The sequence below is a fragment of the Serratia sp. BFP-2025 genome (genome assembly GCF_050880365.1).
GTDB classification, from domain to species: Bacteria; Pseudomonadota; Gammaproteobacteria; order Enterobacterales; family Enterobacteriaceae; genus Serratia; species Serratia surfactantfaciens.
On sequence record NZ_JBPAFV010000001.1, the window covers coordinates 594,125 to 614,905 of the forward strand.

At 62.1% G+C, this 20,781-nt stretch carries 17 protein-coding genes; 9 read left to right on the forward strand and 8 right to left on the reverse strand.

What is annotated here, in order from left to right; all coding sequences use genetic code 11:
• Positions 1-90: 90 nt before the first annotated feature.
• The 3 genes from torA to ACRAWE_RS02850 all read right to left on the reverse strand — a co-directional run bounded on the left by torA (position 91) and on the right by ACRAWE_RS02850 (position 4,394).
• Positions 91-2,565 (reverse strand): trimethylamine-N-oxide reductase TorA, encoded by a 2,475-nt coding sequence (gene torA / locus ACRAWE_RS02840; RefSeq protein ID WP_432524708.1) that lies wholly within the window; start codon positions 2,563-2,565, stop codon positions 91-93.
• A gap of 12 nt (positions 2,566-2,577) precedes the next feature.
• Positions 2,578-3,738, reverse strand: a complete 1,161-nt coding sequence (locus tag ACRAWE_RS02845; RefSeq protein WP_060559953.1) for a NapC/NirT family cytochrome c — start codon at positions 3,736-3,738, stop codon at positions 2,578-2,580.
• Between the two features lie 233 nt (positions 3,739-3,971).
• Entirely contained in the window at positions 3,972-4,394 is a 423-nt protein-coding gene (locus ACRAWE_RS02850) for a nucleotide triphosphate diphosphatase NUDT15 (protein WP_019453623.1), read from the reverse strand.
• A gap of 248 nt (positions 4,395-4,642) precedes the next feature.
• Between ACRAWE_RS02850 and fruB the strand changes: the two genes are divergently transcribed.
• The 4 genes from fruB to ACRAWE_RS02870 all read left to right on the forward strand — a co-directional run bounded on the left by fruB (position 4,643) and on the right by ACRAWE_RS02870 (position 9,163).
• Complete coding sequence (fruB, locus tag ACRAWE_RS02855; protein WP_197668049.1) at positions 4,643-5,776, forward strand: fused PTS fructose transporter subunit IIA/HPr protein; 1,134 nt, start codon at positions 4,643-4,645, stop codon at positions 5,774-5,776.
• Positions 5,773-6,714 carry a 1-phosphofructokinase gene (fruK, locus tag ACRAWE_RS02860; RefSeq protein WP_004935702.1) on the forward strand — a complete coding sequence of 314 codons (942 nt, stop codon included), beginning with the start codon at positions 5,773-5,775 and terminating at the stop codon, positions 6,712-6,714. Before fruB ends, fruK begins: the two co-directional genes overlap by 4 nt.
• 11 nt (positions 6,715-6,725) lie before the next feature.
• Positions 6,726-8,408 carry a PTS fructose transporter subunit IIBC gene (fruA, locus tag ACRAWE_RS02865; protein WP_432524711.1) on the forward strand — a complete coding sequence of 561 codons (1,683 nt, stop codon included), beginning with the start codon at positions 6,726-6,728 and terminating at the stop codon, positions 8,406-8,408.
• 161 nt (positions 8,409-8,569) lie between these two features.
• Positions 8,570-9,163: a DJ-1/PfpI family protein gene (locus ACRAWE_RS02870; protein ID WP_370520167.1), complete on the forward strand. Its 594-nt coding sequence runs from the start codon at positions 8,570-8,572 to the stop codon at positions 9,161-9,163.
• A gap of 19 nt (positions 9,164-9,182) precedes the next feature.
• Here the strand turns inward: ACRAWE_RS02870 and nfo are convergent, their stop codons facing one another.
• Positions 9,183-10,022 carry a deoxyribonuclease IV gene (gene nfo / locus ACRAWE_RS02875; protein WP_019453617.1) on the reverse strand — a complete coding sequence of 280 codons (840 nt, stop codon included), beginning with the start codon at positions 10,020-10,022 and terminating at the stop codon, positions 9,183-9,185.
• Between the two features lie 89 nt (positions 10,023-10,111).
• Positions 10,112-11,185, reverse strand: a complete 1,074-nt coding sequence (locus ACRAWE_RS02880; RefSeq protein ID WP_154746531.1) for a YeiH family putative sulfate export transporter — start codon at positions 11,183-11,185, stop codon at positions 10,112-10,114.
• 194 nt (positions 11,186-11,379) lie between these two features.
• Here ACRAWE_RS02880 and ACRAWE_RS02885 point away from each other — a divergent pair, with 194 nt between their 5' ends.
• From ACRAWE_RS02885 to ACRAWE_RS02895, 3 genes are all read left to right on the forward strand, one after another.
• Positions 11,380-11,577 carry a hypothetical protein gene (locus ACRAWE_RS02885; RefSeq protein WP_019453615.1) on the forward strand — a complete coding sequence of 66 codons (198 nt, stop codon included), beginning with the start codon at positions 11,380-11,382 and terminating at the stop codon, positions 11,575-11,577.
• A 104-nt stretch (positions 11,578-11,681) separates the two neighbouring features.
• Positions 11,682-12,548: a DNA-binding transcriptional regulator YeiE gene (gene yieE, locus ACRAWE_RS02890; protein ID WP_063919734.1), complete on the forward strand. Its 867-nt coding sequence runs from the start codon at positions 11,682-11,684 to the stop codon at positions 12,546-12,548.
• 221 nt (positions 12,549-12,769) lie between these two features.
• The gene (locus ACRAWE_RS02895; protein WP_025160186.1) at positions 12,770-14,248 is read left to right on the forward strand and encodes an amino acid permease; all 1,479 of its coding nucleotides are present in this window, start codon (positions 12,770-12,772) and stop codon (positions 14,246-14,248) included.
• A gap of 45 nt (positions 14,249-14,293) precedes the next feature.
• On the opposite strand, the gene ACRAWE_RS02900 is transcribed toward ACRAWE_RS02895, so the two are convergent.
• Positions 14,294-15,394 carry a GGDEF domain-containing protein gene (locus ACRAWE_RS02900; protein WP_063919733.1) on the reverse strand — a complete coding sequence of 367 codons (1,101 nt, stop codon included), beginning with the start codon at positions 15,392-15,394 and terminating at the stop codon, positions 14,294-14,296.
• Between the two features lie 362 nt (positions 15,395-15,756).
• Here ACRAWE_RS02900 and ACRAWE_RS02905 point away from each other — a divergent pair, with 362 nt between their 5' ends.
• The gene (locus ACRAWE_RS02905) at positions 15,757-16,839 is read left to right on the forward strand and encodes a FecCD family ABC transporter permease (protein ID WP_025160187.1); all 1,083 of its coding nucleotides are present in this window, start codon (positions 15,757-15,759) and stop codon (positions 16,837-16,839) included.
• Entirely contained in the window at positions 16,836-17,624 is a 789-nt protein-coding gene (locus ACRAWE_RS02910) for an ABC transporter ATP-binding protein (RefSeq protein ID WP_019453610.1), read from the forward strand. The genes ACRAWE_RS02905 and ACRAWE_RS02910 overlap by 4 nt, the downstream gene beginning before the upstream one ends.
• Positions 17,625-17,657: 33 nt before the next feature.
• Here the strand turns inward: ACRAWE_RS02910 and ACRAWE_RS02915 are convergent, their stop codons facing one another.
• Together ACRAWE_RS02915 and ACRAWE_RS02920 are read right to left on the reverse strand one after the other, a co-directional pair.
• Positions 17,658-18,605, reverse strand: coding sequence for a siderophore ABC transporter substrate-binding protein (locus tag ACRAWE_RS02915; RefSeq protein ID WP_432524716.1), 948 nt, complete (start codon positions 18,603-18,605; stop codon positions 17,658-17,660).
• Positions 18,606-18,660: 55 nt separating this feature from the next.
• Complete coding sequence (locus ACRAWE_RS02920) at positions 18,661-20,649, reverse strand: ligand-gated channel protein (protein WP_063919731.1); 1,989 nt, start codon at positions 20,647-20,649, stop codon at positions 18,661-18,663.
• Positions 20,650-20,781: the final 132 nt, after the last annotated feature.

A 20,781-nucleotide genomic window follows, 5' to 3' on the forward strand; every position in this document is an offset into this window, starting at 1 on the left:
AACCGCTATCCAGCGGCGTAGGGTAAGCGAATATTTCGCGCGGCGACGAGAAAAAAGGGGCGCACCGCGCCCCTGATACTTGCCGATAAATCAGGCGCCTTGTGGCACCGCGTGCGCGGTGTTTTTCAGCGCCGGCCCCTGATACTTCTCGATCTGCAGCTGTGCCATCTGCCCGCAGTTGCCCTGCGCCAGGCTGGAAGAGCCGATGTCGAAGGTCAGGCAGTTGACGTTGCCGTTCTTGCACAGCGAGCCGGGCTGCGCCGGATCGGCCGGATCGAACCAGGCGCCTTCGCTGATGCGCACCACGCCGGGCCGCACGTCTTCACTGACCACCGCGCCCACCAGGATCTGGCCGCGATCGTTGAACGCCCGCACCAGATCGCCGCCGCTGATGCCGCGCGGCTGCGCGTCCTGCGGGTGGATCAGGATCGCTTCACGGTCCGCCACCGCGTATTTCTCGCGCAGCGGCGTGTTGTCGAGCTGGGAATGCAGCCGGTTGGTCGGGTGCGCGGTATTGAGCGACAGCGGATATTTGGCCGCTTCCGGCCCGCGATACCACTCGTGCGGCGGCATCCAGGTCGGGATGCCGGGGCAATCCGCATAATGCATTTTGGCGATGGCGTCGGAGTAGATCTCGATCTTGCCCGACGGCGTGCCCAGCGGGTTCAGCAACGGGTTGTCGCGATAGTCGGCAAAGCGCACCCACTGCGTGTTGGCCTCCGGCACCGGGAAACGCACGTAGTTATTGGATTGCCAGAACATGTCGAACGGCGGCAGCGCCACCCGCGCGGCGCGCGCCTGGTTCTTCATGTCGTCGTACATGCCTTTCAGCCACTGGGTTTCATCCTTGCCCTCGGTGAAGGCATCCTGCACGCCCAGCCTGGCCGCCATCGCCGAGAAGATGTCGAAGTCGCTGCGCGACTCGTGCTGCGGCGGCACGCATTGATGCATCGGGAACACGTAGAGCTGCGAATAGTCGCCGCCCATCTCCAGATCGTTGCGCTCGTAGCTGGTGGTGGCCGGCAGTACGATGTCGGCATGCTTGGCGGTGGCGGTCCAGTAAGGCTCGTTGACCACGATGGTGTCCGGCCGCTGCCAGGCTTTGACCAGGTTATTGGTGTCCTGATGCTGGTGGAAGGTGTTGCCGCCCGCCACATACACCATTTTCACCTCGGGGTAGGTGACCTTGGCGCCGTTGAAGTCGATGGTTTTGCCCGGATTGCTCAGGCATTCGGCGATGCGCGCCACCGGGATCGGCGCCGGCGAGTTCTTCGGCGCGTTGCCGGCGGAGATGCCGGCGATGATGCCGCCTTTGGCGGTCGGGCTGCCGCCGGAGGAATAGTGGTAGCTGAAGCCGAAGCCGCCGCCCGGCAGGCCGATCTGGCCGAGCATCGCCGCCACCGTCACCAGCAGCCAGTGCTGCTGTTCGCCGTGGTGCTGGCGCTGAATGCCCCAGCCGCCCATGATCATGGTGCGGTGTTTCGCCATCTCGCGCGCCAGTCCGCGCAGCGTATCGGCATCGACGCCGCTGATGTCGGCCGCCCATTCGGCTGTTTTCTCCACGCCGTCGCTCTTGCCCAACAGGTAGGCCTGGAACTTGTCGAAGCCGACGGTGTAGGTTTTCAGGAAGTCCGGGTTATGCAGCTTCTCGGTCAGCAGCGTGTGGGCGATGCCGATCAGCATCGCGCCATCGGTATAAGGACGCGGGGCGATCCACTGTGCATTGACGAACTTGGCGCTGTCGCTGTGCACCGGATCGATGCTGATCACCCGGGTGCCTTTCTTCTTCAGCGCCTCGAAGCCGGTCTGGCCGACGTGATCCGGCACGTTCCAGCTGTTTTTCAGCGTGACCATCGGGTTGCAGCCCCACAGGATCACCAGCTCGCTGTTCTCGATCACGTTCGGCCAGGCGGTCTGCTGCTCGTAGACCTCCATCGAACCGACCACGTACGACATGATCACCTGCGCCGCGCCGGTGGAGTAGTCGCCGGCGTAGCCGAGGAAACCGCCGGTCAGGTTCATCAGGCGCTGCAGCAGCGTGCGGCTGTTGTGCAGCATGCCGACGCTTTTCCAACCGTAGGAACCGGCGTAGATCGACTGCGGCCCGTGATCTTTTTGCAGGCGAACGATCTCATTGCACACCAGCTCGGTCGCTTTGTCCCAGCTGACGCGCACCCACTCGTCACGGCCGCGCAGCTCGGTGCGGCTGCCGGGGCCGCCTTCCAGCCAGCTTTTACGTACCATCGGGTATTTGATGCGGTTCTCGGCGTGCACCTGATAAGGCGCCATGGTGATCAGCTCATTGGGATACGGATCGTCCTGCACCGGCTGTACGCCGACCATCTTGCCGTCTTGCACGATGGCTTCAAACGCGCCCCAGTGAGCGCCGGTCAGAATGCCTTTCTGCGCCTGACGCAAGACGATGAACTGCGGCAGTGCTTCGCTGATGGCCTGCGCCAGCGCCGCTTTGGGCCATAAGCCCGCCAGCAGCGGGGCGGTGGCCAGCGCGGCGGCGCCGGTCAGGAAGCGGCGGCGGCTCATGGTTAACGGTTGTTGGTTGCTCATTGCGCTTCTCCCTTAAAGCTTGGCCGGTGCGGCAGGTGGCATGTCGCTGGCGTGTTTTTGTACGTATTGCGTCAGCACGCGCAGCTGTTCCTGCGTCAGCGAAGTGCGCGGTGCCATGCCTTTGATGACGCCGATCCATTGGTTGGCGTTGAAGCGATCGAGCGCGGTCAGCCCGTGGCAGCCGGTGCAGTTGGCCGACATCATGTCTGCGGCGTAGCGCCAGATTTTTTGCTGATCGTCAATCAACTGTTTGCGCGGCAGCCACACCTGCAGAGAAACCTGATGCCAGACCAGGCCGGTTTCCGCATCGGTCTGGGTGGCGGCGGTCTTCAGCTGTTGGCGTGCGTCTTCACCCAGCAGCACGCTGAGGATGCGTTTGCCCTGCGCGGCGTAGAACACTTCGCTGACCCCGTCCTGCTGCCAGCCGCTGACGGTGGCCAGCACTTTGTCGCCATCCTGCTTGACCACCTGCACTTCGGTGGACGGCATCAGGTTGCCGGCGTTATGGCTGTCGTTGGCGCCGAGGAAGAACGGCTCGGTGGCGATGGTGTAGAGGGTGGTGGCGTCCGGTGCGGTCAACGCCGCGGCCTTCGCCAGCTCGGCGGCGCCGGCCTGGGTTTCGCCGCTCATGTCCGGCAAGATATGCGCCACGCCCTTGTGGCAATCGATGCAGGTTTCGCCCTGTTTGATCGCCACCGGGTGCTGCAGGCGCGCTTCAGGGCGCTGGGCGGTGATATCCATGGCGTCGTAGCTGTGGCAGGAGCGGCAGGTGGCCGAGTCGTTCTCTTTCAGCGTTTTCCAGACTGACTGCGCCATCGCCAGCTTGTGCGCTTCGTATTTCTCCGGCGTATCGATGGTGCCGACCATCTCGCCGTAAATGTCTTTCACCGCGCGGATTTTGGTCCACAGATAATCGATCGGCTGGTGCGGCACGTGGCAGTCGGCGCACTCGGCGCGGATGCCCTTGGTGTTCTGGAAGTGGACGCTGCCCTGATATTCGGCCAACGGTTGTTGCATGGTGTGGCAGGAAACGCAGAAGGCGGTATCGCTGGTTTTATGGAATACGGTGGCGGTCCCGGCCAACAGCGCCGCGCCGAGGATAATCCCCAGCAGCAAAAGCCATAGCCATCCCCACCGACGCTTTTTTTCAAAGCCAGTCAGTTTTTTGCTCATGGTAAACCCGCTTATAATTATGAATTTAAAATAAAATCTTGCCAAAAGGCCGCCGACCGGAGGTCAGAATGCCACGTCGATTGCAGGGATAATGATAGAAGAGGGTTAACCCCATAGGGTTATCCGTAGTCAAAAAAATGGCGTATATCGCAAAAAATAGCGTTATATTCTAATTTATATAACGGTGGGGCGATGCGGCAGGGGAAGCGAGCGCAGCACGCGCTCGCACTGGATCAGACCGCTGGCAGGTAGGCTTGGCCGCTCAGCCACAGGCGGATAGCGGTGCGGCTGGCTTCGAAATGGGGTTCCGGCAGGGCTTCAGGCGTGCACCAGCGCCACTCGGCGCATTTCTCGGGTTCTTTCAGCTCGGCTGCGCCGCCGGGGTGGGCCACCTGCAGGCAGATAGACACCGTGTGTTTGCCTTCGGCGCGCCAGGTCTGCAGATTGTTGCTGACGCCCACGAAGCGCGGCGGATCGATGAGCAAGCCGGTCTCTTCGGCGATTTCGCGCTGGGCGCACTGCTCGAAGGTCTCCCCGGCCTCCAGATGGCCGCCGGGAATCGACCAAAAGGGCGCGTGGGAACCGCAGCGTTTGCCCAACAAAATCTCGCCTTGCGGGTTGACGATGATCACCCCGACGCCCGTCACTACGTTCATGCTTTTCTCCGTCAGCAAAGTTTCAGCACCAGTATGTCATTTTGCCCCGGCGCTGACCAATGCGCCGGCGAAAGTGTGCGTAAGCTCAAAAATCTGCAATGGCGAAAGGGAGAAAACTTGCTTTCGCCTTGCGCTGCTCACACACTCCTTGAAACGTTTCAGCGTTATCCCGCCGCTTGTGGTCAGCGGATAGCGCTCCTTTTTCTCAATGAAGCTGAAACGATTCAATTCAGCAGGAGAGGAGAATCATGTTCCAGTTGTCACCGCAAGACATTCATCTGGGCGCCGCGGCTGCCGGTAAGCAGGAGGCCATCCGTCAGGTGGCCGCCGCCCTGACCGAAGCCGGCTGCGTCAGCGCCGGCTATGTAGACGGCATGCTGCAGCGCGAACTGCAGACGTCCACCTATCTGGGTAACGGCATCGCCATTCCGCACGGCACCACCGATACCCGTGATCTGGTGTTGAAAACCGGCGTGCAGGTGTTTCAGTTCCCGCAGGGCATCACCTGGGGAGAAGGCCAGACCGCCTATGTAGCGATCGGCATCGCCGCCCGTTCCGACGAGCATTTGGCGCTGCTGCGTCAGCTCACCCACGTGCTGAGCGATGACAGCGTGGCGGAGCGGTTGGCGAAAACCACCTCTGCGGAAGAGCTGCGCAGCCTGTTGATGGGCGAGCAGCAGAGCGCCGAATTCCAGTTCGACGTCTCGCTGATTGCGCTCGACGTCGCGGCCGACAGCCTGATGACGCTGCAGGCGCTGAACGCCGGCCGGCTGCAAAAGGTCGGTGCGGTCAATGCGCAGTTCGTCAGCGATGTCATCACCCGTAAGCCGCTGAACCTGGGGCAGGGTATCTGGCTGAGCGACAGCGTTGAAGGCAACCTGGCCAGCGCGGCCACCGTCAGCCGACCGGCGCAGGCTTTCGTGGAAGACGGCGAGCCGGTGGCGCTGCTGCTGACGGTGTCGGTCGCCGACGCGCAGCCGCTGGCTGTGCTCAACTACCTCAGCGATCTACTGCTGGCCAATAAAGCTGAACGCTTGCTGAAGGCGGATGCCGCCGGCGTGCTGGCGCTGCTGACCAGCGAAGTGGCCGAGGAGAGCAGCGTGCTGAGCGCCGAGTTCGTGATCCGCAACGAGCACGGTCTGCACGCGCGGCCGGGCACGGCGCTGGTTAACGTGATTAAAAGTTTCAACAGTGACATCACCGTCACCAACCTGGACGGCAGCGGCAAGCCGGCCAACGGGCGCAGCCTGATGAAGGTGGTGGCACTGGGCGTGAAGAAAGGGCACCACCTGCGCTTTACCGCCAATGGAGAAGATGCTGAAGCCGCGCTGAAGGCGATCGGCGAAGCGATTAATGAAGGACTGGGCGAGGGCGCAGCATGAGCAGAAGAGTAGCAACGATCACCTTGAACCCGGCGTACGATCTGGTGGGTTTCTGCCCGCAGATCGAGCGCGGGGAAGTCAACCGGGTAAAAACCGCCGGCCTGCACGCTGCCGGTAAGGGCATCAACGTCGCCAAGGTGTTGAAGGATTTAGGCATCGACGTCACCGTCGGCGGCTTCCTGGGCAAAGACAATCAGGACGGTTTCCAGCTGCTGTTCAGCGATCTGGGGATCGCCAACCGCTTCCAGGTGGTGCCGGGCCGCACCCGTATCAACGTCAAGCTGACGGAAAAAGACGGCGAAGTGACCGACTTTAACTTCTCCGGTTTTGAAGTCACGCCGCAGGACTGGGATCGTTTCGTCAGCGACTCGCTGAGCTGGCTGGGCCAGTTCGATATGGTGGCGGTGAGCGGCAGCCTGCCGGCCGGCGTCGATCCCGATGCGTTTACCGACTGGATGACCCAGCTGCGCGCCAAGTGCCCGTGCATCATTTTCGACAGCAGCCGCGAAGCGCTGGTCGCCGGGCTGAAGGCCTCGCCGTGGTTGGTCAAACCGAACCGCCGCGAGCTGGAAATCTGGGCCGGCCGCCCGCTGCCGGCGCTGGCGGACGTGGTTGAGGCCGCGCATGCGCTGCGCGAGCAGGGCATCGCCCACGTGGTGATCTCCCTCGGTGCGGAAGGCGCGCTGTGGGTTAACGCTTCCGGCGCCTGGATCGCCAAACCGCCGTCCTGTGAGGTGGTCAGCACCGTGGGTGCCGGCGATTCGATGGTCGGCGGCCTGATTTACGGCCTGTTGATGCGCGAATCCAGCGAACACACCCTGCGTTTGGCCACGGCGGTAGCGGCGCTGGCGGTCAGCCAGAGCAACGTCGGCGTGACCGATCGTCCCCAGTTGGCCGCGATGATGGCGCGCGTCGATCTGAAACCTTTCAATCAATAGCAGGAGGCAGAATGAAAACGCTGCTGATGGTAGACAGTTCGTTGGGGCAGGCCCGTGGCCACCTGGCGAAACGCATGCTGGAGGCTGCCGCGGCCAAAACCGGCCTGACGCTGGTCGAGTCGCTGCAGGATGCCGAACTGGTGGTGGTGGCAGGGCAGACTGCACCTGCTGACGCCGGGCTGAACGGCAAATGGGTGTATGTGGGTGAGGTAGAGCAGGCGGTGCGTGAACCGGAGGCTTTTCTGGCACGGGCCAAGGCCGAAGCTGAAACCTATCAGGCGCCGCAGGCGGCGGCGGTGAAAGCCGCCGGGCAAAAACGCATCGTGGCGATCACTGCCTGCCCGACCGGCGTGGCGCACACCTTTATGGCGGCTGAAGCCATTGAAAGCGAAGCGAAGAAGCGCGGCTGGTGGGTGAAGGTGGAAACGCGCGGCTCCGTGGGTGCCGGCAACGCTATCACTCCGGAAGAAGTGGCGGCGGCGGATTTGGTGATCGTCGCGGCGGACATCGAAGTGGATCTGGACAAATTTGCCGGTAAGCCGATGTATCGCACTTCGACCGGCCTGGCGCTGAAGAAAACCGCCCAGGAGCTGGACAAGGCGCAGGCCGAGGCGGAAGTTTTTCAGCCGCAGCAGCGCGGCAACGCGGCGCCGGCGGCGAAAAAGAAAGAGGGCAACGGCCCGTATCGCCACCTGCTGACCGGCGTGTCTTACATGCTGCCGATGGTGGTGGCAGGCGGGTTGTGCATCGCGCTGTCGTTCGTGTTCGGCATCAAGGCGTTTGAGGTCAAAGGCACGCTGGCGGCGGCGCTGATGCAGATCGGCGGCGGCTCCGCCTTCGCGCTGATGGTGCCGGTATTGGCCGGTTTCATCGCCTTTTCCATCGCGGATCGTCCGGGGCTGACGCCGGGCCTGATCGGCGGCATGCTGGCGGTAAGCACCGGCGCCGGTTTCCTCGGCGGTATCATCGCCGGCTTCCTGGCGGGTTACGTCGCCAAGGCGATCAGCAGCAAGCTGCGCCTGCCGCAAAGCATGGAAGCGTTGAAGCCGATCCTGATCATTCCGCTGGTTGCCAGCCTGATCACCGGCCTTATCATGATTTACGTGGTCGGCACGCCGGTGGCGAAGATCATGGAAGGCCTGACCCATTGGCTGCAATCGCTGGGCACCGCCAACGCAGTGCTGCTGGGCGCAATCCTCGGCGGCATGATGTGCACCGACATGGGCGGCCCGGTGAACAAAGCGGCCTACGCGTTCGGCGTCGCGCTGCTCAGCTCCTCGGTGTATGCGCCGATGGCGGCGATCATGGCGGCGGGCATGGTACCGCCGCTGGCGATGGGGCTGGCGACGCTGCTGGCGCGCCGCAAGTTCCCGAAATCCGAACAGGAAGGCGGCAAGGCGGCGTTGGTGCTGGGGCTGTGCTTTATTACCGAAGGGGCGATTCCATTCGCCGCCCGCGATCCGATGCGCGTGCTGCCGTGCTGCATTGCCGGCGGGGCGCTGACCGGCGCGCTGTCGATGGCCTTCGGCGCCAAACTGATGGCGCCGCACGGTGGGCTGTTCGTGCTGCTGATCCCGGGCGCGATTTCGCCGGTGCTGTTGTACCTGGTGGCGATCGCTGCAGGCACGCTGCTGGCGGGGGTGGCGTACGCCCTGCTGAAACGTGCTGAAGCGCCGGTAGCCGCCGCGGCGTAAGCCTTGCCGATACCGCAAAACGCGCAGCCTCGAGCTGCGCGTTTTTGTTTGTGTCTTAGTCGGTTAGCACGATTTACCCCTGGTCAAAAATCACAATGCTTTCTACGCTGATAGCGCGACTTTGTTCCTGCGAACAAGGAATGACTCAAGGAGATTCATCAGTGGCTAAAAAAGTGGCGATCGTACTGACATCCGGTTTCGCCGATTGGGAATACGCGCTTATCGCCGGCGTTGGCGGGCCGTTTTATGGCTTGGATGTGGCGTTTTTTGCGCCGGAGGCCGGAAAGCTTCGCTCACAGGGCGGGTTGACGGTGGAAGTGGCTCGCGGCGTCGCCGTATTGGCGGATTGGTGCCCCGAGGTGCTGGTGGTGGTCGGCGGCACCCTGTGGGAAACCGAGCGGGCGCCGGATATCAGCGCGCTGCTCAACGAGCAGCTGCAACGCGGCGCGACTGTGGCGGGCATTTGCGGCGGAACGCTGGCGTTGGCGCGGGCCGGCCTGTTGAACGGCAGGGCGCACACCTCCAACGATGCCGAGTTTTTGACGCGCCATGTGGCGGGCTATACCGGGCAGCGCCGTTTCGTTGCGAGCGCCGCCGCCGTGGCGGATGACCGGGTCATTACGGCGCCGGGATCGGCGCCGGTCAGCTTTACCACCGCGGTGTTCAGGGCTGCGGGCCTGGATGAAGAAACGCTGCGTCAGTTCAGCGCCATGCTGGCGGCGGAGCACGCGGTGAAGGAAACCGCCCGCGCTTAGGCGAGCGGCCAGGGGAGGGTTACTGCTGCGCCTTCAGCCAGGCGATCTCTTCGGCCCAGATATCCGGGTTTACCGTTTCCAGAATCAACGGAATATTGTCGAAACGCGGATCGCGCATGATGTAGCTGAACACCGTTTTACCGATGTTGCCTTCCCCCAGGCTGTGGTGACGATCGACGCGGCTGTTGAACTCGCTCTTGGCGTCGTTCAGGTGCATGCCGCGCAGGTAGTTGAAACCGACGATGTCGCCAAGCTGCTTAAAGGTGCGCTCGCACTCTTCTTCGGTGCGCAGATCGTAGCCGGCGGCGAAGGCGTGGCAGGTATCGATGCAGACGCCGACGCGGCTTTTGTCTTCCACGCCGTCGATGATCGCCGCCAGGTGTTCGAATTTGAAGCCCAGATTGCTGCCCTGGCCGGCGGTGTTCTCGATCACGGCCGTCACGCCGGCGGTTTTATCCAGCGCGATGTTGATCGATTCGGCGATGCGCGCCAGGCACTTGTCTTCATCGATTTGCAGCAGGTGGCTGCCTGGGTGGAAGTTCAGCAGCGTCAGCCCCAGCTGTTCGCAGCGCTGCAGCTCGTCGATAAACGCTTCGCGCGATTTTTCCAACGCGTCGGCCACCGGGTGCCCAAGGTTGATCAGGTAGCTGTCGTGCGGCAGGATCTGCCCCGGCCCGAAGCCGTACTGGGCGCAGGCGCTCTTGAACTTATCGATCACGTCGGCGGCCAGCGGCGCGGCCTTCCATTGACGCTGATTTTTGGTGAACAGGGCGAACGCGGTCGCCTCCAATTCGTGCGCGCGGATAACCGCTTGATCCACGCCGCCTGACGCGCTGACATGTGCACCGACAAACTTCATCTTCATTCTCCTGTGTTATCGGTGACATTATGGCATTGATGGCGGGCGGAATAAATGCGGCCCGCCGAAGCGGGCCGCAGAAGGGGAGATTAGAACCAGTGTTGCACCAGCTGATTTATCGCGGCGCCGCCGACCAGCAGCCAGACGAACAGCAGCGTAGCCAACAGAATCGGTTTCATCCCGGCCTGGCGCACGGCGCTGATGTGGGTGGTCAGCCCCAGCGCCGCCATCGCCATCGCCAGCATCCAGGTGTCGGCGGTGATCAGGTGACGCACCAGCGTGGCCGGCAGCAGGTTGAAGGAGTTCAACCCGGCGACGGCGATAAACAGCACGGCGAACCACGGAATGGTGATGGCGGATTTTTCCGCCTTGCCTTCGCCGCCGCGGCTGATGTAGCCCGACAGCAGCAGCAGGAACGGCGCCAGCATCATCACGCGAATCATCTTGGCGATCACCGCCGCGTTTTCGGCGTCAGGGCCGATGGCGTGCCCGGCGGCGACCACCTGAGCCACTTCGTGAATGGTGGAGCCGGCGTAGATGCCGAAGGTTTCCTGGCTGAACGGCAGCCACTGGAAGTGTTCATTCAACTGATACAGCCACGGGTAGGCGAAGATCGCCAGAGTGCCGAACACCACCACGGTCGAGACCGCCACCGCCACTTTGCTGGAGTCGGCCTTCAGCACCGGCTCGGTGGCCATCACCGCCGCCGCGCCGCAAATGCTGCTGCCGGCGCCGATCAGTATCGCGGTCTGGCTGTCGATGCCGAACACTTTTTTGCCAAGCCAACAGGCCAGCAGGAAGGTGGTGGTCAGGGTCAGCGCGTCGATGATGATGCCGCTGGCGCCCACGTCGGCGATCTGCTGAAAGGTCAGCCGGAAGCCGTAAAGGATAATACCCAAACGCAGCAGACGCTGTTTAGCCAACTGTACGCCGCTGTGGCAAGCGGTTTGCCAGCGCGGATACAACGTGTTGCCCACCAGAATGCCGAGCAGGATCGCCAGCGTCAGCGCCCCCAGCCCCAGCTCCGCCACCCAGGGAATATCGCCGGCCCAGACGGCCAGCGCGGTGAGCGCGCCGGTCAGCAGCAGCCCTGGCACCAGCCGCGGCAGGCCGAACAGCGGAAAGCGTCGCTCGGGATAAGTGTGAGTGGTATCAGTCGCCATAAAAGTCAGTCCTTCAGTCTGTTTCTTGCCGCTAAGAGTACGTTTGGGCTGAATAAAAGAGAAATTGATTATATATTTATAACCTATCTGAATAAGTGGTATGTGTTCAGACATTGGCATAAAGCCGCATTGCGGCTAGGGTGAGGGAGGCGCGGCGAGCCGCCGTCAATTTTCCAACTGAACAGGAGCAGGCGATGGATATCGACGATCAACGCAGAGAGCAGATAGACCTGGAAGTGGGCCGCGCGGTGCGGCGTTTGATTGAAGAGAACAAAGCGGTCGATCGCGATCGCCTGGTGGCGATGCTGCAATTAATACAGCGGGACGAAACCGGCACGCCGCGCGAGGCGGTGCTGGCCGCCGCGGCGCAGCTGGTCGCTTTGGGCAAGTAACGCCGATCGGGCCGTAAACCGGGTGGCCTGATCGGGTCGCCCACATCATGCCGACATCATATTTTGGTTCTCTGACGGAACCTTCTTTCAATACCGGGACAGCTATGCATATCACATTGCGTCAACTGGAAGTCTTCACTGAAGTGCTGAAAAGCGGTTCGACCACTCAGGCCTCGGTGGTGCTGGCGCTGTCGCAGTCGGCGGTCAGCGCGGCACTGGCGGATCTGGAGGGGCAGCTGGGCGTGCAGCTGTTCGATCGCGTCGGCAAACGGCTGGTGATCAACGAACATGGCCGGTTGCTGTATCCCAAAGCGCTGGCGCTGTTGGAACAGGCGGGGGAGATCGAGCAGCTATTTCGCCATGACGGCGGGGCGCTGCGCATCGCCGCCAGCAGCACCATCGGCAACTACATGCTGCCGGAGATGATCGCCCGTTACCGCCGGGATTTTCCGGCCGCGCCGCTGGAGCTGAATGTCGGCAACAGCCAGGACGTGATCGTGGCGGTGGCGGATTTTCGCGTCGATCTGGGATTGATCGAGGGGCCTTGCCATATGCCGGAGCTGGTGACGCAGCCGTGGCTGGAGGACGAGCTGGTGGTGTTCGCCGCGCCGGATAACCCGCTGACCCGCGAGCCGCCGACGCTGGAGGCATTGGCCAATGCGCCCTGGATCCTGCGCGAGCGCGGTTCGGGCACTCGCGAGGTGCTGGATCATCTGCTGTTGGCGCATCTGCCACATTTCCAGCTGGTGATGGAGCTGGGCAACTCCGAGGCGATCAAGCACGCGGTGCGGCACGGTATCGGCATCAGCTGCCTGTCGCGGCGGGTGGTGGCCGAACAGCTTGCCAGCGGCGCGCTGGTGGAACTGCCGCTTCCGCTGCCGCCGCTGCGTCGCACCCTGTACCTGATTCGCCATCGGCAAAAGCACATCTCCAACGCGTTGCAGCGTTTTCTCAGCTATTGCGCGCTGTAATCGGCAGCGCGTCACGCCTTCTATCGCCGCGCAGGCCTGAAAAAGCATAAAAATCTGCGCACGCTCACATTAATGAGAGTAAGTAAGGCCATAAGGGCCGCGGCTAATAATTGCCTCTGAATTATGAAGCTATCTTATATCAGTGCAATGTTGCTAGTTCACCGGCGGGTATTTGTTACAATCCGCCCTCATTTTTCGAAGAGCAGATAGATAGGGAACGAATGGCTCAGCAGGATATAAAAACATCGGGGCAGCAAGCACCCGGATTGCGCCGCGAGCTGAAAGCCCGGCATTTGACCATGATCGCCATCGGCGGCTCCATCGGCACCGGTCTGTTCGTCGCCTCGGGCGCCACGGTTTCTCAGGCAGGCCCCGGCGGGGCGCTGTTGTCCTACGCTCTGATCGGTTTGATGGTGTATTTCCTGATGACCAGCCTGGGCGAACTGGCGGCCTTTATGCCGGTCTCCGGTTCATTCTCCACCTACGGCGCCAAATACGTGGAAGAAGGCTTCGGCTTCGCGCTGGGCTGGAACTACTGGTACAACTGGGCGGTGACCATCGCGGTTGACCTGGTGGCCTCGCAGTTGGTGATGAGTTACTGGTTCCCGGACACGCCGGGTTGGATCTGGAGCGCGCTGTTCCTCGGCCTGATGTTCCTGCTGAACTACATTTCGGTGAAAGGGTTCGGCGAGGCGGAATACTGGTTCGCGCTGATCAAGGTCAGCACCGTGATTATCTTCATCGCCGTCGGCGTGCTGATGATCGTCGGCATTCTGAAGGGCGGCGAACACGCCGGCTGGCAGAACTGGACGATAGGAGACGCGCCGTTCGCCGGCGGCTTCTCGGCGATGATCGGCGTGGCGATGATCGTCGGCTTCTCGTTCCAGGGCACCGAACTTATCGGCATCGCGGCCGGCGAGTCGGAAAACCCGGGCAAAAACATCCCGCGCGCGGTGCGTCAGGTGTTCTGGCGTATCCTGCTGTTCTATATCTTCGCCATTCTGATCATCAGCCTGATCATTCCGTACACCGATCCGAGCCTGCTGCGCAATGACGTGAAAGACATCAGCGTCAGCCCGTTCACCCTGGTGTTCCAGCATGCCGGCCTGCTGTCGGCGGCGGCGGTGATGAACGCGGTGATCCTGACGGCGGTGCTTTCCGCCGGTAACTCGGGTATGTACGCGTCTACCCGCATGCTGTTCACTCTGGCCTCGGAAGGCAAGGCACCGCGCATCTTCGCCAAGCTGTCGAAAGGCGGCGTGCCGCGCAACGCGCTGTATGCGACCTGCGTGGTGGCCGGCCTGTGCTTCCTGACGTCGATGTTTGGCAACCAGTCGGTTTATCTGTGGCTGCTGAATACTTCGGGCATGACCGGCTTCATCGCCTGGTTGGGCATCGCCATCAGCCACTACCGCTTCCGTCGCGGTTACATGCTGCAGGGGCGCGATCTGAACGACTTGCCGTACCGTTCCGGGTTCTTCCCGCTGGGGCCGATCTTCGCCTTCGTGCTGTGCCTGATCATCACCCTGGGCCAGAACTATCAGGCCTTCCTGCAAGACAAGATCGACTGGTACGGCGTGACCGCGACCTACATCGGCATCCCGCTGTTCCTGCTGATCTGGTTCGGCTACAAGCTGTCGCGCGGCACCCGTGTGGTGAAGTACAGCGAAATGGAATTCCCGAAGATGGACGTGAAGTAATTTTCGGTGAGTGATACGCGGCGGGGGCTCCCGCCGCGTTTTATGTTACTTTTTCCCGCCTTTGGCTTCCGCCAGCGCCTGCTGCGCCGAGCTCATCAAACTGTCCACCGTCGCGTAATCCTGCGTCAACGCCAGAATGCCGGCGCTAAGCTGCATGTTCACCTCGCCGAACGCGCCAAAATCGTAGGGCGCCTCCAGCGGCGGCACAATGCGCGCCAGGAACTCGCTTTCCGCCCCGTAGGGCAGATCGTGCACCAGAATCAAAAACAGACCGCCGGTATAGCGGCAGACGTAGTCGCTGGGGCGGATCAGCGTCTTGAGGCGTTCGCCGACGGTGCGCAGTACGTCGTCGCCGATCTGGACGCCGTGGCTTTGGTAGAGCGCTGCCAGCGGGCCGAATTCAAGAATGAACAGGTGGGAGATCGGCTGCGTCGAACCGGGGCGGCAGATGCTGCGCATCACCGCTTCGCCGCCCGCGCGGTTGAGGAAGCCGGTCAGGCGATCGCGGTGTGACGCCAGCTGCTTTTCCCACGCCAGCGTGACGCGCTGCACCAATTGGCGGTGATAGCGAGCGATCATGCCATGAGCCAGCACCAGCCACAGCGGGGCGAGATCCGCCAGGATAAACAGGTTTTGCACCCGCGACAGCGGGGCCGCCAGCAGATAGGGCAGCGTCAGTACGATCACTTCAAGCAGCGCGAAGCGCGGGGCGGCGGCGTGACGCTGCATCAGCCAGCAGGCCAGGGCGGTGATCGTCAGACCGGCGAACAGGATCAGCACGAAGCGGCCCGACAGCATCGCCAGGGCGGCGCTGGCGCCGACCAGCAGCGCCCACAGCAGCACCGTCACCAGCATGGCGTTCGGCCAGGCAGGCTGACGTCGGCGCGCCAGCCAGGCGCGCCCGGCGGTCAACAGCAGCAACAGCAGCAGCAAGCCGATGCCGATCGGCCGCTGGCTCAGCCAGGCGTACCCCACCAGCAGCGCGGCCGGCCCCGCGGCATTCAGCCAGGGGGTGAGAGGAGAGGGCGTCAACGTGAGCCGCAGCTGGCGTTGAAACGGCTCGTCATCGGCGTGCAGCGGGCTGTATAACAGCCAGTTCAGCAGCGCAGGACGTTTGGGCGTTACCGCCGGAGATGGACTTCTCATTACTGCCTCGTCAATAAGGCCGCTCTTGCGGCAGCCTGAAGTTTTTTGCACGCGCGGTGCCGTGGTTCTGGATTCTATGTGGTTTTTTCGTGTTTTGTCAGAGTCTGGTCGGATCAGGAATAATTTTCAGAATAATTAACCTAATGGCGGTGAAGGGAGGAAACGCGAGGGGTTGAAAAATGGCGAGTAAAAACAAATTATTACATTTCGACAACGCCGTTTTCACCTATTGATATGATTGATAAGTATTATCGTTTGTTTTATTGTTAACGGCTGCGCGCGGGCGGTCTGCGTGCACTTTCCGGTTCACGGCGGCCGCTTTCGCGCCGCTGTCATCATGGTTGCAACAGGTATCTTAACTAATGAGCGTATCCACCGATCCCATGACTGAAGCCAAGGGGCAACCCGACGCCGGCGTGATGGGGCGTTATCAGCATATTCTTCGCCATCGCCTGTTGATGATGGGCGTGTTGGCACTGGCGATCCTGGGCTCGCTGCTGCTGGATTTCACCATGGGGCCCTCCGGCCTGTCGCTGGCATCCTTATGGCAAACGCTGCTTGACCCCGCCGCGGCCGACGCCGGTACGCGGGTGATCGTCTGGGATATCCGCTTGCCGTATGCGCTGATGGCGGTGGTGGTGGGCTTTGCGCTCGGCCTGGCCGGGGCGGAAATGCAGACCATCCTGAATAACCCGCTGGCCAGCCCCTTTACTCTCGGCGTGTCTTCCGCCGCGGCCTTTGGCGCCGCGCTGGCGATCGTGCTCGGCATCGGCATTCCGGGGATTCCCGATCAGTGGTTCATCTCCGCCAACGCCTTTATCTTTGCGCTGTTCGCCGCGCTGATGCTCGACGGCATCACGCGCTGGACGCGGGTCGCCACCTCCGGCGTGGTGCTGTTCGGCATCGCGCTGGTATTTACCTTCAACGCGCTGGTTTCGATGATGCAGTTCATCGCCAGCGAGGACACGCTGCAGGGGCTGGTGTTCTGGACCATGGGCAGCCTGGCGCGCGCTTCATGGGATAAGCTGGGCATTCTGTTCGGCGTGTTCGCCGTGCTGCTGCCGCTGTCGATGATGAGCTCGTGGAAACTGACGGCGCTGCGCCTGGGTGAAGACCGGGCGGTGAGCTTCGGCATCGACGTGCGTCGCCTGCGGCTGACCACGCTGCTGCGCATCAGCATTCTCTCGGCGCTGGCGGTGGCTTTCGTCGGGCCAATCGGCTTTATCGGCCTGGTGGCGCCGCATATCGCCCGCATGATCTTCGGCGAAGATCACCGCTTCTATCTGCCGGCCAGCGCGCTGATCGGCGCTCTGGTGCTGTCGATGGCCTCGGTGGCGTCGAAAAACCTGGTGCCTGGGGTGATCATTCCGGTGGGTATCGTGACGTCGCTGGTCGGGGTGCCGTTCTTCCTGAGCATTATTCTGCGCCACCGGGGGAACGTATGAATCAGGGCTTGCGGATAGAAAACTTCTCGGCGGGCTACCCGAAACGCCAGGTGATTGACGATCTCTCGGTGCCGATGCTGCCGCGTGGGCAAATCACCGTGCTGCTGGGGCCGAACGGCAGCGGCAAATCGACGCTGCTGCGTTCGCTGGCCGGGCTGAACCCGGCGCAGGGCAAGCTGTGGCTGGACGACGGCGATCTGATGCAGATGCCGTTCGCCCGTCGGGCGGAGAAGGTGGTGTACCTGCCGCAGTCGCTGCCCGCCGGGGTGCATCTGCACGTGCTGGAGTCGATCATCGTGGCGCAGCGCGCCTCGGGCGGCCGCAGCAACGCCGGCAGCGAAGCGGAAGTGATGGCTTTGCTGGAACAGCTGGGCATCGCCCACCTGGCGCTGAGCTATCTCGATCAGCTGTCCGGCGGCCAGAAACAGCTGGTGGGGTTGGCGCAGTCGCTGATCCGCCAGCCTTCTCTGCTGTTGCTGGATGAGCCGCTGAGCGCGCTCGATCTCAACTATCAGTTCCACGTGATGGATTTGGTGCGCCGCGAAACCCGCAAGCGCAACATCGTGACGGTGGTGGTGGTGCATGACATCAATATCGCACTGCGTCACGGCGACCACGTGCTGATGCTGCAGGATGGCGATCTGATCGCCGACGGCGCGCCGGATCAGGTGATTACGCCGCAGAGCCTGGCGCGGGTCTACGGCGTGCGCGGGCGTATCGAACGCTGCTCGCAGGGCACGCCGCAGGTGCTGATAGACGGCTTGGTAAATCAGCCGACGATTTAATCCAGAAAAAAGCCCGGCATCGCCGGGCTTTTTTTATCGTGCAGTGTGATTGAGCGCCTCGCTCACGCGTTCAACAACGTGCTGGGCGGTGACGATGCCGCCGGACAGATAGACCTCGACCGCCGGCAGGTAAACCACCTGGCCTTTTTTCACCGCCGTGGTTTTCTTCAGCGCGGTGCCGGTAAGGATCTTCTGCGGCGCCACCGCGTTCGGCCGCCCGGTCGCGGCGTCTCTGTCGATAACGAACAGCCAGTCCGGATTCAGTTTGGCCACCTGCTCAGGCGTCAGTTTGTTGCCGCGCACGTCTTTCTCGTCGGACTGCAACGCAGACGAGAAGCCGAGGGCGTCATAGACGAAGCTGAAACGGCTCTTGGGGGCGTAAGCGCTGATCTTGCCCCCGGAGAACAGCACCACCAGTCCGTGCCCGGCCTGGGCGGCCTGCGGTTTGACCGCGGCGATCTGCGCATCGAGCTTATCGACCGCCGCCTGCGCCTGCTGCTGCTTATCGAACAGCTCACCCAACTGCAGCGTGCGCTGTTTCAGGCTGCCCAACTGATCCTGCGGATCGACGGACATGTTCAACGTCGGCGCCAGCGCGTTCAGCTCGTCATAGGCCTTGGACGCCCGGCCGGCGATCAGGATCAGATCCGGTTTGGCGGCGCGCAGCACGGCCATATCCGGCTCGAACAGGGTACCGGCATTGAGGTATTTGTCGTCCTGATAGCGCTTCAGGTTATCCGGCAAGTTCTTGCGGTTGCCGGGCAGCGCCAGCGGCTCGACGCCCAGCAGCTGCAGCGTTTCCAGCGAGGCGTAATCCAGCACCACGATGCGCTGTGGGTGTTTTTTCACCTCGGTGCTGCCGTTCAGGTGCTGGACATTGACGGTGGCCGGGGCCGCCGGCGCGTCGGTTTTGCTGTGGCAACCCGCCAGCGCCATCGTGGCCAGCAGGGCGATCATCAGGGGGGAGCGGCGTAATTTCATGGGGCTTCCTCACGGTGATGGAATGAAAAGGGCGCGCAGCGCGCGCCCGGGGGCATCAGAAGTTGTAGGTCATGCCGACGGTATAACGGCGGCCGTCCAGCGTAGTGCGGAAGTGATCGTAATCCACGGTTTTGTCGAGGATGTTGTAAACCCCGCCGGTCAGCTGCAGGTTTTTCGCCGCCTGGTAGCTCAGGCCCGCATCGACGAAGGTGTAGGACGGCGTGCTGGTCGCCATCGAGGTGCGGCTCAGATACTGTGAGGTTTTGCTGCGGAAGTTAACGCGCGACCACAGGCTGAGGTCCTGCGTGGCACGCCAGTCCAGCACGGTATTCAGCATGTGCTTCGGCATCTGGTTGAGTGCCTTGCCCTGGAACTCGCCGCTCTTCTGCTCGGAAGAGGTGTAGGTGTAGTTGGTGTTCCACTTCCAGTCTTTGTTGATCTGCCAGCCGAAGGTGGCTTCTATGCCGCGCATATTGGCTTTGTCGACGTTAACGCGATCGCTGATAAAGTCATAGACATCGTTACCGATCTTACAGTCCGGCGTGTCTTCGCAGCGGCGCACTTCGGTGATTTTGTCTTTAAAGTCGGTGTTGAAGACCGTCACGCCGGCGTTGATGCCTTTCAGGCTATCCCACATCAGGCCGATCTCTTCGCTCAGGCTCTTCTCTGGCTGCAGATCCGGGTTGCCGACGATGATGCCTTTACGCACGCCGCCGCCGGTGACCTGCCCCCAGTTAGGGGAGGATTGGCGCAGATCCGGCGATTTGTAACCGGCGGAGACGCCGCCTTTCAGCGTCCACTGTTCGGTCAGGTGCCAGACGCCGTACATGCGTGGCGTCCAGTGGCTGCCGAAGTTTTCGTCCTGATCCATGCGGATGCCGGTCGTCAGGCTGAAGTCGTTGGTCAGCGCCCATTCGTCTTCAGCGAACAATGCCCAGCTCCAGCGTGTCAGCTTGCTGAGGCCTTGAGCCGATTCAAGCTGGTTACCGCCATCGCCCAGTTTCTCGTAACGATACTGTCCGCCAAGGTTCAACATATGGGAACCCAGTTCGAACTGGTTCTGGGTGTTGAAGATGGTGTTGTAGGCCTTCATGTTACGGCCCGGATTACCGGTTTCTTCGCGTTGAATGTAGCTGGTGGAGTTGCCGAAATCGTAATAGCCGTTGTGGGTCAGCGCGTAGTTGGTGCGCGTATACAGGTTTTCGCTGACTTCGGTTGGGGTGCATTTGCCTTTGCTGCAGCGTTCCGCCACCACCGATTTGCCCGGCGTGCTGTTGCGGTCCTGCAGCGAGCGGCCGATTTCGAAGTCGAATTCGTTTTTCTCGTCCGGCGTCAGGGTGAACACCGCGGTGCCGCTGCGCATGCGCTGTTCGTTGTAACCGTTGACGATTTTATCTTCCGCGCGGCGCGACAGCAGGCCGTTGACCCGCAGGCCCAGCAGGCCTTCAACCAGCGGGCCGGAGGCGTAGGCGTTGGTCTGGAACAGATCGCCGGAATCGCGGTTTTCCTGAAGGGTGGCGTCACCGTGCAGCGAGCCTTTCCACTCGGTACGGGAGGTTTTTCGGGTGATGACGTTGATCACCCCGCCCATGGCGTCGGAACCGTACAGTGAAGACATCGGCCCGCGCACCACTTCGATGCGCTCGATGGCTTCCAGCGGCGGCAGCCAGCCCTGTTCGATGCCGGCGTTGTCGCTGTTCGGCCGGGTGCTGCGGGTGTCGACGCGCTTGCCGTCCACCAGGATCAGCGTGTACTTGGAAGACATGCCGCGAATGCTGATGTCGCTGCTGCTGGCGCCGCCGGTGACTACTACGCCCGGCACGTCTTTCAGCGCGTCGGTCACGTCGCGATAGGCCTTATCTTCGATCTGCTGGCGCGGGATCACCGAGATGGAGGCGGCGGAGTCCTGAATTTTTTGCTGGAAGCCGGAGGCGGTGACGACCATGGTGTCTTGGGTATCGTCCTGCGGCGCGGCCAGTGCGGCGGTGGCGCTGAGTGAGGCGATCACCAGAGCGGCGAGCTTGCTGTAACGTGGCGTTTCCATGAGGTAAACCTTTCCTGGATTGAAGTGAAAGTAATTAACCAATTGAATTTCTAATGAAATAATTCATCGTTCGCTGAGAAATCCGTCGCTTCGTCAGCGTTGCGTGAGGCCATTGTAAGGATTTTTTACTGA